This is a genomic window from Polaromonas sp. Polasp52, from assembly GCF_059491565.1.
This window is the reverse complement of sequence record NZ_CP168513.1, coordinates 3246479-3260811: the sequence shown is the minus strand read 5'-3', so window position 1 is coordinate 3260811 and position 14333 is coordinate 3246479. Positions and strand designations below refer to the sequence as shown.

Sequence of the window (14333 nt, the reverse complement as noted above, 5' to 3'; positions counted from 1 at the left end):
GTCGGTAAGCCTGGTTTGAAAAGGAGGCGCTGCGCCCCGCTTATTCAATGATGAAGAGGGGTTGGCCGTATTCGACAGCCTGGCCGTTTTCCGAAAGAATCTTGGTGACCGTGCCCGACTTGTCGGCTTCGATCTCGTTGAGGATCTTCATGGCCTCGATGATGCAGATGGTCTCACCTTCCTTGACCACGCTGCCGATTTCCACAAAGGGCTTGGCGCCGGGGCTGGCCGAGCGGTAGAAAGTGCCCACCATGGGCGACTTGACGGCATGGCCGGCCGGGGCGGCGGGCGCCGCCTCAGGGGCCGGAGCAGCCGGGGCGCCGGCGGCCCGGGCCCCCGCGGGAGCTGCTACCATGGCAACCGGCTGCTGCATCACGACGGGAGCGCCGCTGGATTTGACGATGCGTACCTTGCCCTCGGCTTCGGTGATTTCCAGTTCGGAGACGTTGGACTCCGAGACGAGGTCGATCAGGGTTTTGAGTTTTCTTAAATCCATGGGTTCTCTCCAACGACGGTAGATGCTGGCGCGGGATCTCGGCGCAGCTTTTGACTGAAAGGCCGGAAACAGGGCGCAGGGGATGCCGCCACCGATCTTCCTTCTTTTTTCACTTACTTTCTGCTTTTACGCTTTAAAGCGCTTATCAGTTAACTACTGCGGGGAGGAGCCAGGCGGCTTTCCCCGGGAAAGCGCAGAGTGTACATCAAGCCGGAGGCCATTCCAAACCGTCTGGCGGTTGGCCTCGATTTCCCTAAATCCCCTTCAGACAATGCTGTTAGAAGCGTATTGCTGCAGGTTGGCCGGGTTTTCGTGCAAAACCCCGCATGGGCCTCTTAGACCAGCTTGGCCCACTGCGCGAGGTCTTCAGGCAGGACCTTGCCGATCTTGCGGTGCAGCAACTCTCCCGAGGCACTGAACACCGCCGTGAAGGGCAGGCTGCCGGCGAGGTTGCCCAGCGATTTGCTGAGCTCAGTCCCGCCAAGGCCGGCCATACCCACCGGAAAATGCAGGGGCTTGGTTTGCAGCCAGGTCCGTACCGCAGTGGGCTGATCGACGGCCAAACCCACTATTTGCAGGTTTTTATCGCGATTTTCCTGGTAGAAATAATCCAATAAAGGCAGTTCCTCGACACAGGGCGGGCACCACGTGGCCCAGAAATTGACCAGCAGGAGCTTGCCGCGAAAGCTGCTCATGGACAGGTTCTTGCCGTCCGGGGTGTCAAAACTGAGGCGCCAGAAGGCGTCGGAGGCACTGCCCGCCGCGCCCACCACCCCTGTTTCAGCCGGCCCGGGTGCGACCTTGTGCGGCTGGAACTTCCACCAGGCGACGCTGGCGCCGGCCAGGCCGGCCACCGCGGCGGCCGCGCCATAAAGCATGTTTCTGCGATTCACGTGTCTGAAGCTCCAGCTTGGGGGATCAATAATTTTTGCACGGCGGCGATATCGCCCCGGGGCGTGCGGCCCTTGCTATCGGGCCTCAAGGCACCGCGCAGGTCGTCATGGTCGTAGACCATCAGGTGCACGCCCACGGTTTCATTCAAAGGTTTGCACACACTTCGCAGGCTGAGCGCTTCCACGCTGTCGCCGGTAAAACCGGTCACGGTGCGCGGCTCGTAGTCCACATTGTGCTCAATCAGCGCGATTTCGGCCGATTTGGGGTCATCGCAGAAAAGCTGGATATAGATGTCGGACAGCCGCGTGGCCGTGCCGTGCCAGACCGCGCCGCCCAGATGGGGCCGGAACTGCGCCAGCCGCTCCATCCAGACCAGGGCCAGCTCGCGCAGGGCGGCCAGCTCGGCGGGCTGGGTGTCGGCGCAGAACAGCGCAATGTATTCGCGCACCGCGTCTTCCAGCTCGTCGTTGCCGGGCAGCTCGGTGCGGGCCGGCAGCGCCAGCTGTTTGACGGCGCGGCGCTTGGCGGGGCCGTATTCCAGCCCTTCCTCGACCACCAGCGCGGCGGCGGTGGCGGCAATTTCGGATTTGAGGGTGTGTGGGGTCAAGGTCGGCAGGCCCGGGAGCCAGAAGGGAGAAGAGAAGAAAAGAGCGGCGAAGCGATTGTGCCCCGGTTAGGTTCCCGATGTGGCCCAAAGTTCAGCGCCTGGCGCGGCCGGCCACCCTGGCGGGGCCGGGCCCGCGAAACCCGGCCTCCTAGAATACAGCCCCATGCACATACATATTCTGGGAATCTGCGGCACTTTCATGGGTGGCCTGGCCGCCCTGGCGCGGGAGGCGGGACACAAAGTCACGGGCTGCGACACGGGCGTTTACCCGCCCATGAGCGACCAGCTGCGCGGCCTGGGCATCGAACTGATCGAGGGCTACGGCGCCGACCAGATGGCTTTCGAGCCCGATGTGTTCGTGGTCGGCAACGTGATCTCGCGCGCCCGGCTGGCCGACGGGACGCCCAAATACCCGCTCATGGAAGCCATCTTGAACAGCGGCAAGCCCTATACCAGCGGCCCGCAGTGGCTGTCGGGCCATGTGCTGCACCATCCCACCCACCACGCGACCGGACCGCGCCACGTGCTGGCCGTGGCCGGCACGCACGGCAAAACCACCACCACGGCCATGCTGGCCTGGATCCTGGAGCATGCCGGGCTGAAGCCGGGTTTCCTGGTCGGCGGCGTGCCGCTCAATTTCGGCGTCTCGGCCCGCCTGGGCGAGGGCAACACCTTTGTGATCGAGGCCGACGAATACGACACGGCGTTTTTCGACAAGCGCAGCAAGTTTGTGCACTACCGGCCGCGCACCGCCGTGCTGAACAACCTCGAGTTCGACCATGCCGACATCTTTGACGACCTGGCGGCCATAGAGCGGCAGTTCCACCACCTGGTGCGCACCGTGCCCTCGCAGGGCCGGGTGGTCGTCAATGCGGCCGAGGCCAGCCTGCAGCGCGTGCTGGCCCAGGGTTGCTGGAGTGAGCAGCTACTCTTTGGCAACGGCCTGCTGAACAAAGCCGGGTTTACCGCCCATGGCGAGCCGCATGACTTTCACGTGCTCAAGGCCGGCGAGGCCGTGGCCCACGTGAAGTGGGGCATCAGCGGCGTGCACAACCAGCTCAATGCCTTGGCAGCCATCGCGGCGGCCGAGCACGTGGGCGTGGCGCCCGAGGCCGCGGCGCGGGCGCTGGCGGGATTCCAGAACGTCAAGCGGCGCATGGAAGTGCGCGGCGTGATCCCGCGCAAGGGCGGCGACATCACGGTGTATGACGATTTCGCCCATCACCCCACGGCCATCCACACCACGGTGGACGGCCTGCGCCGCCAGCTGCAAAGCGCCGGCCGCGGCGGTGAACGCATACTTGCCATCTTCGAGCCGCGCAGCAACACCATGAAACTGGGCGCCATGACGGCCCAGTTGCCCTGGAGCCTGGAGCAGGCCGACCTGGCCTTCTGCCACGCGGGCGGGCTGGACTGGGACGCGCGCGCCGCCTTGGCGCCCATGGGCGAGCGCGCCCAGGTCGCCGGCACCATTGACCAGCTGCTGGACCAGGTCAAGGCGGCGGCCCGGCCCGGCGACCACCTGCTGTGCATGAGCAACGGGGGTTTTGGCGGGATTCACGCCAAATTGCTGGAGGCGCTCAAGGCCTGACTTTGCCCAGAACGCCTGGGGCCCCACTAATTAATAGGTGATGCTCAGCGTCGCCACGTCGATGTGAACCACCGGCTTGGCCAGGGCCGCGCTGGCCGCGCGGGCAAACTCCTGCGCCCATTTGGCCTCGGCGAATTTCGCCGGCCCGGCAGCCTGGGCCACCACCACGACCTTGTCGGCGGTCAGCAGTTTGCCGGTTGGCCGCAGCGGCTCGCAGCCCATCTGCGTGAACTGGTCGTCCAGCCACCAACGCGCCACGTCGTGCGGCATGGGCTGCACTTCGTTGAGGTCCAGCCGCACGGGCGGGCCGTCCTTGAAGCTCACGGTGACTTCGCTGCGCATGATGTGCTCCTGGTCAGGCGCCCATGGTCGGCGACTTGCGGGTAGCGCGGCTATTCGCACAAACCCGCAAGCGGCCGATGGCGTTTATTCGCTTATTTATTGGCGCGGCGCTTGAGCACGGCGGCCGACAGGATTTCCAGCACGTCCGTCGAATCGTTCCAGCCCAGGCAGGCATCGGTGATGCTCTTGCCGTAGTCCAGCGCTTTCGCGTCGTCCTTGCCGGGGGTGAATTTCTGCGCGCCGGCGTTCAGGTGGCTCTCCACCATCAGGCCGAACACATGGCGCGAACCGCCGGCCACCTGGCCCGCGATGTCGCGCGCCACCTCGACCTGCTTTTCATGCTGCTTGGAGCTGTTGGCGTGGCTGCAGTCCACCATCAGCGTGGCCGGCAGCTTGGAGGCTTCCAGTTCCTTGCAGGCCGCCGCGACGCTGGCCGCGTCGTAATTGGGGGTCTTGCCGCCGCGCAGGATCACATGGCAGTCCTTGTTGCCGTTGGTCTGCACGATCGCGACCTGGCCGTTTTTGTGCACCGACAGGAAATGGTGGCCGCGCGCCGCCGCCTGGATGGCGTCGGTGGCGATGCGGATATTGCCGTCGGTGCCGTTTTTGAAGCCTATGGGCGCCGACAGGCCCGAGGCCAGTTCGCGGTGCACCTGGCTTTCGGTGGTGCGCGCGCCTATCGCGCCCCAGGAGATCAGGTCGCCGATGTACTGGGGCGAGATCACGTCCAGGAATTCGCTGCCCGCAGGCAGGCCCAGGCGGTTGATGTCGATCAGCAGCTGGCGCGCAATGCGCAGGCCTTCGTCGATGCGGAAGGTTTCATCGAGGTAAGGGTCGTTGATCAGGCCCTTCCAGCCCACCGTGGTACGCGGCTTTTCGAAGTAGACGCGCATCACGATTTCCAGCGTGCCTTCGTATTTCTTGCGCTGCTCGACCAGCTTGCGGGCGTACTCCAGCGCCGCCGCGGGATCGTGGATGGAGCAGGGGCCGATGACCACCAGCAGGCGGTCGTCCTTGCCCTGGATGATGTTGTGGATGCCCTTGCGGGTCTTGCTGATCAGCGTCTCGACGGCGGTGCCGCGGATGGGGAAGAAGCGGATGAGATGCTCGGGAGGGGGTAGCACGGTGATGTCCTTGATGCGTTCGTCGTCGGTCTGGCTGGTCTTTTCGACGGTCGCATACCAGTTGTCGCTGGCGGAGGTGGCTTTGGCATTCATCGCAATCTTCCTTTTCTAGGGTGTCAGGTGTCAGTCGGGCAATTCAGGTTTCGGTACAAACATTCAGCAAACAAATCGGGCAAAAAAAAACCGCCGGGAGCCGGCGGTTTTTGGAGATTCGGTGCGTTTTATCGGGTCACGCCTTGATCTCTCTACCGCCGAAAGCGCTGGAGAACCAAAAGTAAGCAAAATAAAACTTGCCGAAATTCATAAGCTGGAATGTAGCACAGGTCCGCGAAAGCCCCGAAAACGGCCGGTTCAGGCCGTTCCGCCCACCGTCAGACCGTCGATGCGCAGGGTCGGCTGGCCGACGCCGACCGGCACGCTCTGGCCTTCCTTGCCGCAGGTGCCCACGCCGCTGTCCAGGGCCATGTCGTTGCCCATCATGGTGACGCGGGTCAACGCGTCGGGGCCGTTGCCGACAATCGTCGCGCCCTTGACGGGATACAAAATCTTGCCGTTTTCGACCCAGAAGGCCTCGCTGGCCGAGAACACAAACTTGCCCGAGGTGATGTCGACCTGGCCGCCACCGAAGTTGGTGGCGTACAGGCCCTTCTTGATGCTGGCCACGATTTCCTCTGGCTGCTTGTCGCCGCCCAGCATGTAAGTGTTGGTCATGCGCGGCATGGGCACGTGGGCGTAGCTCTCGCGCCGCCCGTTGCCGGTGGGCTTGACCTTCATCAGGCGGGCGTTCAGCGAATCCTGGATGTAGCCCTTCAAGATGCCGTCCTCGATCAGGACGTTGCGCTGGCTGGCGTTGCCCTCGTCGTCGACGTTGAGCGAACCGCGGCGGTCGGCAATCGTGCCGTCATCCAGCACCGTGACTCCCTTGGCCGCCACACGCTGGCCTATGCGCCCGGAAAAGGCACTGGAGCCCTTGCGGTTGAAGTCGCCCTCCAGGCCGTGGCCTATGGCTTCGTGCAGCAGGATGCCGGGCCAGCCCGAACCCAGCACCACCGTCATCTCGCCGGCCGGCGCGGGGCGCGCGTCGAGGTTGGTCAGGGCGGCTTTTACCGCGTCATTGACGTATTCGGCGACCTGCGCATCGTCAAAATAGGCCAGGCCGAAACGGCCGCCGCCGCCGCCCGAGCCGACTTCGCGCCGGCCTTTCTGCTCGGCGATCACCGTCACGCTCAGGCGCACCAGCGGGCGCACGTCGGCGGCCAGCGTGCCGTCGGCGCGCGCCACCATGACCACGTCGTATTCGCTGGCGAGGCCCGCCATGACCTGCACGATGCGCGGATCCTTGGCCTTGGCGAGTTTTTCGACCTTTTCCAGCAACTGGACCTTGGCGGTGCTGTCCAGCGTGGCGATGGGGTCCAGCCCCTGGTAGAGCGAGCGGCTGCCGGCGATGCGGCCGGCCGGCGTCTTCACGCGGGCGCTTTTGCCGCCGGCGGCAATGCTGCGCACCGTGCGCGCCGCGTCCAGCAGCGAGGCTTCGGAAATGTCGTCGGAATAGGCAAAAGCGGTTTTCTCGCCGCTGACGGCACGCACGCCCACGCCCTGGTCGATGCTGAAGGAGCCGGTTTTCACGATGCCCTCTTCCAGGCTCCAGCCTTCACTGCGGGTGTACTGGAAATACAGGTCGGCGTCGTCCGCGCCATGGGAGGTGATTTCACCGAGCGCGCGGCCCAGGTGCGCCTGCGTGAGGCCGAAGGGCGCCAGCAACAGTTTCTGCGCGATCTCCAGCCGCCCCGAGGTCGACTCCACCGTAGGCCGGGCGGCCGAAGAGACCGTGGACTTGTTGGGGGCGGAGGCGGTGGTGGAGCGAAGTGAGGTCATGCGGCCATTGTAGGCAGTCTGCCTGTGGGCCGGGGGCGGCGGGGTTTTGCCCGCAGGCAAGGGAAAACCGGGCGAAAACCCGCTCAGCCGCCCTTGCCGCCCAGGTGCTTGAACAGCGCGGCATCGTCCTCGGCCGCCAGCCCGGCCCGGTGGGCCTCGGCAAAGACCCGGCTGGCGCGCTCGCCCAGCGGGCCTTCGAAGCCGGCCGCGCGGGCCGCCGCCATGGCCAGCCGCGTGTCTTTTTCAAGCAGCGTCACATGCGCGCGCGGCGCGTAGTCGCCGGCAATCGCGCGGCGCATGCGGTCCGAGCCTATCCAGCTCTGCCCGCTGGACTGCTCGATCACGTCCAGGGTTTTCGCCAGGTCCAGCCCCAGGCTCCCGGCCAGCGCCAGCGCCTCGGCCGCGCCCACCAGGTTGATGCCCGCCAGCAGGTTGTTGACCAGCTTGGTGCGGGCGCCGTCGCCGGGTTTTTCGCTGATGTGGAACACCTTGGCCGACAGGTCCCGCAGCAAGCCGGCCTGCCGGGCATACACCTCGCCGGTGCAGGCCAGCATCAGGCTCATGGAGCCGTCGCGCGCGCGGGCCGGGCCGCCCGACATGGGGGCGTCCAGCGTGTGCACGCCGCATTCGGCCAGCCGGGCGGCGAAGGATTCGACGTCCTGCGGAGAAATCGTGGGGCACAGCATCACGGCATGGCCGGGCCGCAGCACGCGGCCCAGGCCTTGCACGCCAAACAGCACCTCTTCGGTTTGCGCCGCGTCGACCACGCAGACGATAAAAGCCTGTGACTCCGCCGCGGCATCCGCGGGGCTGGCAATGGCCGTGGCACCCAGTTGCACCATGGCCGCGGCCTTGGCCGCATCGATGTCACAAACCTGGACATCCCAGCCTTTGGCCAGCAGGTTGGCCGCCATGCCGCCGCCCATATTGCCCACGCCGATCACGGTCACCCTGCGGGCGTTCACGCGGGCGGCCTCAGGTCTGCACCAGGCGCTTGGCCTTGGCAATGGACATCAGCATGCCTATGGCCAGGCCCAGGGTGACCATGGCGGTGCCGCCGTAGCTGATAAAGGGCAGGGGCACGCCCACCACCGGCAGGATGCCGCTGACCATGCCCATATTGACGAAGGCATAGGTGAAAAAGATCATGGTCAGCGCCCCCGCCAGCAGGCGCGCGAACAGGGTCGAAGCCTCCAGCGCGATGGCCAGCCCGCGCAGGATCAGGAAGATAAAACCAGCGATCAGCAGCAGGTTGCCCAGCAAGCCGAACTCCTCGGAATAGGCGGCGAAGATGAAGTCGGTGGTGCGCTCGGGAATGAACTCCAGGTGGGTTTGCGTGCCGGCCATGAAGCCCTTGCCGGTGATGCCGCCCGAACCGATCGCGATCATGCCCTGGATGATGTGAAAGCCCTTGCCCAGCGGGTCGCGCGACGGGTCTAGCAGGGTGCAGATGCGCTGCTGCTGGTAGTCGTGCAGTATGGGCCAGCGCACGCCGTCGGCGCAGATCTGCGGCTCAAACCAGACCACCAGGAACACGCCGACCAGGCCCAGCAGCACCGGCGGCAGGATCAGCTTCCAGCTCAGGCCCGCGAAAAAGATCACCGCCAGGCCGGCCGCCAGCACCAGCAGCGAGGTGCCCAGGTCGGGTTGCTTCATGATCAGGCCCACCGGCATGGCCAGCAGCAGCACGGCGGCCACGAAGTCCAGGGGCCGCAGTTGGCCCTCGCGCTTCTGGAACCACCAGGCCAGCATCAGCGGCATGGCGATCTTGAGGATTTCGCTGGGCTGAATCACCACGCCCACATTGAGCCAGCGCCTGGCGCCTTTTTTGGTCACACCGAACACCGCGACCGCCACCAGCAGGGTCACCCCCACGATGTAGAGCGGCACGGCAAAGGCCATCAGGCGCTGCGGCGGCACCTGTGCCACCACAAACATGATGGCCCCGGCGATCAGCATGTTGCGGCCGTGGTCGACAAAGCGGCTGCCGTGGTCATAGCCCGAGGAATACATGATCAAGAGGCCCGCGCAAGCCAGCAGGAAGACGGCAAACGCCAGCAGGCCGTCAAAGCCCTGCAGCAGGGGCAAAGTTCGCTGGTAAAGAGAGGGTTTGTCGAAAACGGCAGCCATGCCGGGGATTATCCGCCAGGGGGCCCGGAGCCAAAGACCGTGGGCGCCCGTCTACCATGGCGGCATGCGCACCACCCACCTGCTCTACCTGCACGGCTTTCGCTCTTCGCCGCAGTCCATGAAGGCCCAGAAAATGGCGGCCATCGTGCGGCAGCGCCATCCCGCCGTCCACTGGTGGTGTCCGCAGCTGCCGCCTTCACCCGAGGCCGCGCTACGCGGGGTCATGGATGAAATCGCCGGCTGGCCACGGCAAGCCGGCTACCAGAGCCTGGCCGTGGTCGGCTCCTCGCTGGGCGGTTTTTATGCCACCGCCGTGGCCGAACGCATGGGCTGCAAAGCCGTGCTGCTCAACCCGGCCGTGGAGCCGGCGCGCGACCTGGCCCGCTACATCGGCGAGCAAACCGCCTGGCACGACCCGGACCAGCACTTTTTCTTCGAGCCGCGTTTTGTCGATGAACTCAAAGCCCAGCACGCCGGGCCGCTGAAAACGCCTGAAAACTACCTGGCCATCGTCGCCAAGGGCGACGAGGTGCTGGACTGGCGTGAAATGGCGGCCCGCTATGCGGGCAGCCGGCTGCGCATCCTCGACGGTGGCGACCATGCGCTGAGCGACTTCGACACGCATGTGCCCGAAATCCTGGATTTCCTCGCCCTGGCCTGAAACTGCCCCTGGACGGGGCTGATTACACTAGCCCCAAGTCATCAAAGACACCAAAGGGATCCCGTTTTGTTTGTATTGTTTGAAGAAGCCGGCAAGTTTCTGGCCGGCCGCATTTTGTCCGAGAGCGACGCCTCGCTGCAGGTGGAGCTCGACTCGGGCAAGCGCGTCAAGGTCAAGGGCGTCAACGCCCTGCTGAAATTCGAGAAACCCTCACCCGCCGAGCTCATCGCCGCCGGGCAAAAACTGAGCGCCGACATCGAGCTGGACCTGGCCTGGGAATTCGCCGGCGAAGGCGAATTCGGCTTTGCCGACCTGGCCCGCGACTACTTCAGCGCCGACGGCAAACCCGCCACGCTGGAGCAGCAGGCCGCCGCGCTGTTCCGCCTTTACGATGCGCCGCACTACTTCCGCCGCGCCGGCAAGGGCCGCTTCAAGAAGGCGCCCGCCGACATCCTGCAGCAGGCGCTGGCCGCCATCGAGAAGAAAAAACAGGTGGCGGCGCAAATCACTGCCTGGGCCGAGGAACTGGGCCGCGGCGAATGCCCGGCGCCGGTGCGCGAGCAGCTCTACAAAATCCTGTTCAAGCCCGACAAAAACAGCGCCGAGTACAAGGCCGTGGTCGAGGCTTCGCGCGCCACGCACACCGCGCCGCTGGACCTGTTGCAGAAGGCCGGCGCCATCGCCTCGCCCTACCAGTTCCACTGGAAACGTTTCCTGTTCGAGAACTTTCCCAAGGGCACGGGCTTTCCTGCGCTGCAGGCGCCCGAAGTCAAGGACGAGCTGCCCCTGGCCGAGGTCAAGGCCTTTTCCATCGACGACTCGGCCACCACCGAGATCGACGATGCGCTGTCGGTGCAAGGCCTGGGCAGCGGCACCGTCACCCTGGGCATACACATCGCCGCGCCCGGCCTGGCCGTGCTGCCCGGCAGCCCCATCGATGCGGTGGGCCGCGCGCGGCTGTCCACCGTCTACATGCCAGGCTACAAGCTGACCATGCTGCCCGACGAAATCGTCAAAAGTTATACGCTGCAGGAAGGCCGCAACTGCCCGGCCCTGTCGCTCTACCTCACGCTCGATGAAGCCACACTGGAGATCAAGGAAAGCGTCACGCGGCTGGAACAGGTGCCCATTGTCAGCAACCTGCGCCATGACATGCTGGACAGCACCTTCACCGAAGCCTTTTTTGAAACGGCGCAAAGCAGCCCGCCCACCGGCGTGCAGTGGGGCGTGGAGCTGACCTTTCTGCACCGGCTGGCCAAACACCTGAAGGCGCAGCGTGAAATCGTGCGCGGCAAGCCCGAGAACTTCAACCGACCCGATTACAACTTCCGCCTGGACAACCCCACGGGCGGCGAACCCCAAGGCAACGAAACCGTCAGCATCAGCACACGCCAGCGCGGCGCGCCGCTGGATTTGATCGTGGCCGAGGCCATGATCCTGGCCAACAGCACCTGGGGCCAGTGGCTGGCCGAGCACAGCGTGCCCGGCATCTACCGCAGCCAGGCCAGCCTCGCGCCCGGCGTGAAGGTGCGCATGGGCACCAAGGCCTTGCCGCATGCGGGCATAGGCGTCAAGAGTTATGCCTGGAGCACCTCGCCGCTGCGCCGCTACACCGACCTGGTCAACCAGTGGCAGATCATCGCCTGCGCGCGCCACGGCCGCACGGCCGCGCTGGCCGCGCCCTTCAAGCCCAAGGACGCCGAGCTGTTTTCCATCATCTCGGGCTTTGACGCAGCCTACAGCGCCTACAACGGCTTCCAGGCCGGCATAGAGCGCTACTGGACACTCAAATACCTGCAGCAAAACGGCATCACCGAGCTGGTGGCCACCGCCTTCAAGGACAACCTGGTGCGCGCCGATGAGTTGCCGCTGGTGCTCACGGCCGTGGGCGCGCAGGGCTTGCCGCGCGGCGCGAAAGTGCGCGTGCGGCTGGGCGAGATCGACGAGATCACGCTGGACGTGTCGGGCACGGTCACCGAGCGGCTGGACGTGGAACTTGACGAATCGCCCGACCCGCTCGGTGAGGACGACGGCGAGACCGAGATGGCCGCCGGCCCGATCTCCATCGCGGTCGATGTCAATGAGCCACAAACCGACGCCGCCGCCGCGGCTCCGGTGGCGGGTTGACACCGGATTTCGCGCATAAACCCCGATAATCTCTTTCTGTGAAGAACCCAAGCACACTGCAAATTGCCCTGGGCGTGTCCATCGCCGTGCACGCGGTGCTGCTGACGGTGCGTTTTGTCGACCCCGAGCGCTTTAACCGCGTGTTCCAGGACACCCCGCTGGAAGTGATCCTGGTCAACGCCAAGTCCAATGAAAAGCCCGACTTCGCCAAGGCGATCGCGCAGGCCTCGCTGGCCGGCGGCGGCGAGGCCGAAAAAGGCCGGGCCACCTCGCCCCTGCCGCCTTCGGCCCTGATGGAACTCGGCGACGCCACCGAAGACGCGCAGCGCAAGGTCGAGTCGCTGCAGGAGCAGCAAACCCAGCTGCTGGCGCAGATCAAAAAGCAGCTGGCCTCCATGCCGCCGCCCGACCTGACCCAACCCGCCAACAGCCCGGCCCAGGCCGAGCGCGAGGAAAAACGCAAGGCCCTGGTCAAGATCCTGGCTGAGATCGAACGCCGCATCAACGAAGAAAACGCGCGACCCAAAAAACGCTACATCAGCCCGGCCACGCGAGAAGAGGTCTACGCCGTCTATTACGATGAGCTGCGCCGCAAGATCGAGGACAAGGGCACCGTCAACTTCCCCGAGCAGGCCGGCAAAAAACTGTACGGCGAGCTCACCATGATCGTCACCGTGAACTTCGACGGCACCGTGCTGGACACGGAAGTGGTGCAGACCTCTGGCAACCTGACATTGGACCGGCGCGCCCAGAGCATTGTGCGCGGCACCGGGCCCTTCGGCCGCTTCAACGACGCCATGCGCCGCAAGGCCGACCAGATCGTCGTGGTGTCACGCTTCAAGTTCACGCGCGACGACACGCTGGAAACCAAACTCACAAGCCGCTAGGTTCCCATGGATCAGTACTACGTCCTGGGCAACCCGATCGCTCACAGCAAGTCGCCGCTGATCCACGCCCGCTTTGCCGAGCTGACCGGGCAGTCCCTGCGCTACGAGCGCCTGCTGGTGCCGCTGGAATCCTTCGCGGCCACCCTGGCACAGCTGCAGCGGGACGGCGTCAAGGGTTGCAACGTCACCGTGCCCTTCAAGCTTGATGCTTTTGAGGCCGCCGCCACGCGCAGCGACAGGGCGCAGCTCGCGCAGGCGGCCAACACCTTGCTGCTGCAGGCCGGCGCCGTCCATGCCGACAACACCGACGGCGTGGGCCTGGTCAACGATATCCAGAACAACGCCGGCGTTTCGCTGGCCGGGCGCGACGTGCTGCTGATAGGCGCGGGCGGCGCGGGCGCCGGTGCGCTGGCGCCGCTGCTGGCGGCCGCGCCGCGCCGGCTGGTGCTGGTCAACCGCACACGGGCCAGGGCCGATGCGTTGGTCAAGCGCCACAAGGCGCACGCGTCCCTGCAGCCCCTGCTGCAGGCCACCGAGCTGCTGGCCCAGGACCTGGAAGGCCTCCAAGGCGCGTTCGACGTGGTCATCAACGCCAGCGCCAGCAGCCTGGCGGGCGCCGGCGTGCCGGTCGCCGCCGATGTGCTCAAACCCGGCGCGCTGGCCTGCGACATGATGTACGGCCCCGCGGCCGCCAGCTTCATGGCCTGGGCCCGCGACAACGGCGCCGTGCCACGCGACGGCCTGGGCATGCTGGTCGAACAGGCCGCCGAGGCCTTCGAGCTGTGGCGCAAGGTACGCCCGCCTTCGGCGCAGGTGCTGCGGGAAATGCGGGCATCGCTGGCATGAAGGCGCTCTTCAGGCTGATCGGGCTGGGCCTGCTGGCCGGCCTGGCCTTGCAGCTTTTTTTTGTGGCGCGCATCGCCTTGATGGCCGTAGTGGACCCGGAGTCCACCGCCTTCCAGCGCTCTGAAGCCTACCTGGTCGCGCGCAATACCGGCACCCTGAAATGGCGCCAGCAATGGGTGCCCTATAGCGAGCTGCCCGACAGTCTCAAGCGCGCGGTCATCGCCTCCGAAGACGCCAGCTTTGCCGAGCATGACGGTGTCGACATGGAGGCGCTGGAAAAAGCCTGGGACAAAAACGCCAAGGCCGAACAGCGCGCCGCGCAGTCGGCCAGCCGGCTGGCGCCCGCCAGGGCGGCGGCCGCGCCGGCCAAACCCGTGAAGATCGTGGGCGGCTCCACCATCACGCAGCAACTGGCCAAAAACCTGTTTTTGTCGGGCGAGCGCACGCTGCTGCGCAAGGGCCAGGAGCTGGTGCTGACCTTGCTGCTGGAAGCGCTGCTGGGCAAGGAGCGCATCCTGGAGATCTATCTCAACAGCGTGGAATGGGGCGAAGGCGTTTTCGGCGCCGAGGCGGCCGCCCAGCACTATTACCGCAAGCCCGCGGCCAGGCTGAGCGCGTACGAGGCCGCGCGCCTGGCCGTGATGCTGCCGCGGCCCAAGTACTTTGAGACCCGGCCCAACTCAGGCTACCTGGCCTCGCGGGCCGGCACCATCGTCGCCCGCATGGGCGGCGTGGAACTGCCTTGAGGCACCC

At 65.7% G+C, this 14333-nt stretch carries 14 protein-coding genes; 6 read left to right on the top strand and 8 right to left on the bottom strand.

Annotation, left to right across the window (positions count from 1 at the left end; all coding sequences use genetic code 11):
• Positions 1 to 40: 40 nt before the first annotated feature.
• From accB to ACEN9P_RS15215, 3 genes are all read right to left on the bottom strand, one after another.
• Positions 41 to 496, bottom strand: coding sequence for an acetyl-CoA carboxylase biotin carboxyl carrier protein (gene accB, locus ACEN9P_RS15225; protein ID WP_495619717.1), 456 nt, complete (start codon positions 494 to 496; stop codon positions 41 to 43).
• Between the two features lie 335 nt (positions 497 to 831).
• Positions 832 to 1389, bottom strand: a complete 558-nt coding sequence (locus ACEN9P_RS15220) for a TlpA disulfide reductase family protein (protein ID WP_495619716.1) — start codon at positions 1387 to 1389, stop codon at positions 832 to 834.
• The gene (locus tag ACEN9P_RS15215; RefSeq protein WP_495619715.1) at positions 1386 to 1997 is read right to left on the bottom strand and encodes a hypothetical protein; all 612 of its coding nucleotides are present in this window, start codon (positions 1995 to 1997) and stop codon (positions 1386 to 1388) included. The genes ACEN9P_RS15220 and ACEN9P_RS15215 overlap by 4 nt, the downstream gene beginning before the upstream one ends.
• A gap of 163 nt (positions 1998 to 2160) precedes the next feature.
• On the opposite strand from ACEN9P_RS15215, the gene mpl reads away from it, so the two are divergent.
• The gene (mpl, locus tag ACEN9P_RS15210) at positions 2161 to 3588 is read left to right on the top strand and encodes a UDP-N-acetylmuramate:L-alanyl-gamma-D-glutamyl-meso-diaminopimelate ligase (RefSeq protein ID WP_495619714.1); all 1428 of its coding nucleotides are present in this window, start codon (positions 2161 to 2163) and stop codon (positions 3586 to 3588) included.
• Positions 3589 to 3618: 30 nt separating this feature from the next.
• Here the strand turns inward: mpl and ACEN9P_RS15205 are convergent, their stop codons facing one another.
• The 5 genes from ACEN9P_RS15205 to rodA all read right to left on the bottom strand — a co-directional run bounded on the left by ACEN9P_RS15205 (position 3619) and on the right by rodA (position 9059).
• A complete protein-coding gene (locus ACEN9P_RS15205) occupies positions 3619 to 3930 on the bottom strand; it encodes a hypothetical protein (protein ID WP_477661421.1) in 312 nt (103 codons plus the stop codon).
• Between the two features lie 92 nt (positions 3931 to 4022).
• Positions 4023 to 5147 (bottom strand): 3-deoxy-7-phosphoheptulonate synthase, encoded by a 1125-nt coding sequence (locus tag ACEN9P_RS15200; protein ID WP_477661422.1) that lies wholly within the window; start codon positions 5145 to 5147, stop codon positions 4023 to 4025.
• Positions 5148 to 5405: 258 nt separating this feature from the next.
• The gene (gene tldD, locus ACEN9P_RS15195) at positions 5406 to 6929 is read right to left on the bottom strand and encodes a metalloprotease TldD (protein ID WP_495619713.1); all 1524 of its coding nucleotides are present in this window, start codon (positions 6927 to 6929) and stop codon (positions 5406 to 5408) included.
• Positions 6930 to 7012: 83 nt separating this feature from the next.
• Positions 7013 to 7894: an NAD(P)-dependent oxidoreductase gene (locus ACEN9P_RS15190; protein ID WP_495619712.1), complete on the bottom strand. Its 882-nt coding sequence runs from the start codon at positions 7892 to 7894 to the stop codon at positions 7013 to 7015.
• Positions 7895 to 7904: 10 nt separating this feature from the next.
• Complete coding sequence (rodA, locus tag ACEN9P_RS15185; RefSeq protein ID WP_477661425.1) at positions 7905 to 9059, bottom strand: rod shape-determining protein RodA; 1155 nt, start codon at positions 9057 to 9059, stop codon at positions 7905 to 7907.
• Between the two features lie 64 nt (positions 9060 to 9123).
• Here rodA and ACEN9P_RS15180 point away from each other — a divergent pair, with 64 nt between their 5' ends.
• The 5 genes from ACEN9P_RS15180 to ACEN9P_RS15160 all read left to right on the top strand — a co-directional run bounded on the left by ACEN9P_RS15180 (position 9124) and on the right by ACEN9P_RS15160 (position 14326).
• Entirely contained in the window at positions 9124 to 9720 is a 597-nt protein-coding gene (locus ACEN9P_RS15180; protein WP_495619711.1) for a YqiA/YcfP family alpha/beta fold hydrolase, read from the top strand.
• Between the two features lie 66 nt (positions 9721 to 9786).
• Complete coding sequence (locus ACEN9P_RS15175; protein WP_495619710.1) at positions 9787 to 11847, top strand: ribonuclease catalytic domain-containing protein; 2061 nt, start codon at positions 9787 to 9789, stop codon at positions 11845 to 11847.
• A 38-nt stretch (positions 11848 to 11885) separates the two neighbouring features.
• Positions 11886 to 12734: a TonB family protein gene (locus ACEN9P_RS15170; protein WP_477700916.1), complete on the top strand. Its 849-nt coding sequence runs from the start codon at positions 11886 to 11888 to the stop codon at positions 12732 to 12734.
• Between the two features lie 6 nt (positions 12735 to 12740).
• The gene (gene aroE, locus ACEN9P_RS15165) at positions 12741 to 13580 is read left to right on the top strand and encodes a shikimate dehydrogenase (RefSeq protein WP_495619709.1); all 840 of its coding nucleotides are present in this window, start codon (positions 12741 to 12743) and stop codon (positions 13578 to 13580) included.
• Complete coding sequence (locus ACEN9P_RS15160) at positions 13577 to 14326, top strand: transglycosylase domain-containing protein (RefSeq protein ID WP_477661430.1); 750 nt, start codon at positions 13577 to 13579, stop codon at positions 14324 to 14326. Before aroE ends, ACEN9P_RS15160 begins: the two co-directional genes overlap by 4 nt.
• Positions 14327 to 14333 lie beyond the last annotated feature (7 nt).

Bases quoted from the DNA above. Each gene is read 5' to 3' on its own strand.
- ACEN9P_RS15200 (WP_477661422.1), bottom strand. From the start codon at position 5,147: ATGAATGCCAAAGCCACCTCCGCCAGCGACAACTGGTATGCGACCGTC.
- ACEN9P_RS15180 (WP_495619711.1), top strand. From the start codon at position 9,124: ATGCGCACCACCCACCTGCTCTACCTGCACGGCTTTCGCTCTTCGCCG.
- ACEN9P_RS15160 (WP_477661430.1), top strand. From the start codon at position 13,577: ATGAAGGCGCTCTTCAGGCTGATCGGGCTGGGCCTGCTGGCCGGCCTG.
- ACEN9P_RS15205 (WP_477661421.1), bottom strand. From the start codon at position 3,930: ATGCGCAGCGAAGTCACCGTGAGCTTCAAGGACGGCCCGCCCGTGCGG.
- rodA (WP_477661425.1), bottom strand. From the start codon at position 9,059: ATGGCTGCCGTTTTCGACAAACCCTCTCTTTACCAGCGAACTTTGCCC.
- mpl (WP_495619714.1), top strand. From the start codon at position 2,161: ATGCACATACATATTCTGGGAATCTGCGGCACTTTCATGGGTGGCCTG.
- tldD (WP_495619713.1), bottom strand. From the start codon at position 6,929: ATGACCTCACTTCGCTCCACCACCGCCTCCGCCCCCAACAAGTCCACG.
- aroE (WP_495619709.1), top strand. From the start codon at position 12,741: ATGGATCAGTACTACGTCCTGGGCAACCCGATCGCTCACAGCAAGTCG.
- accB (WP_495619717.1), bottom strand. From the start codon at position 496: ATGGATTTAAGAAAACTCAAAACCCTGATCGACCTCGTCTCGGAGTCC.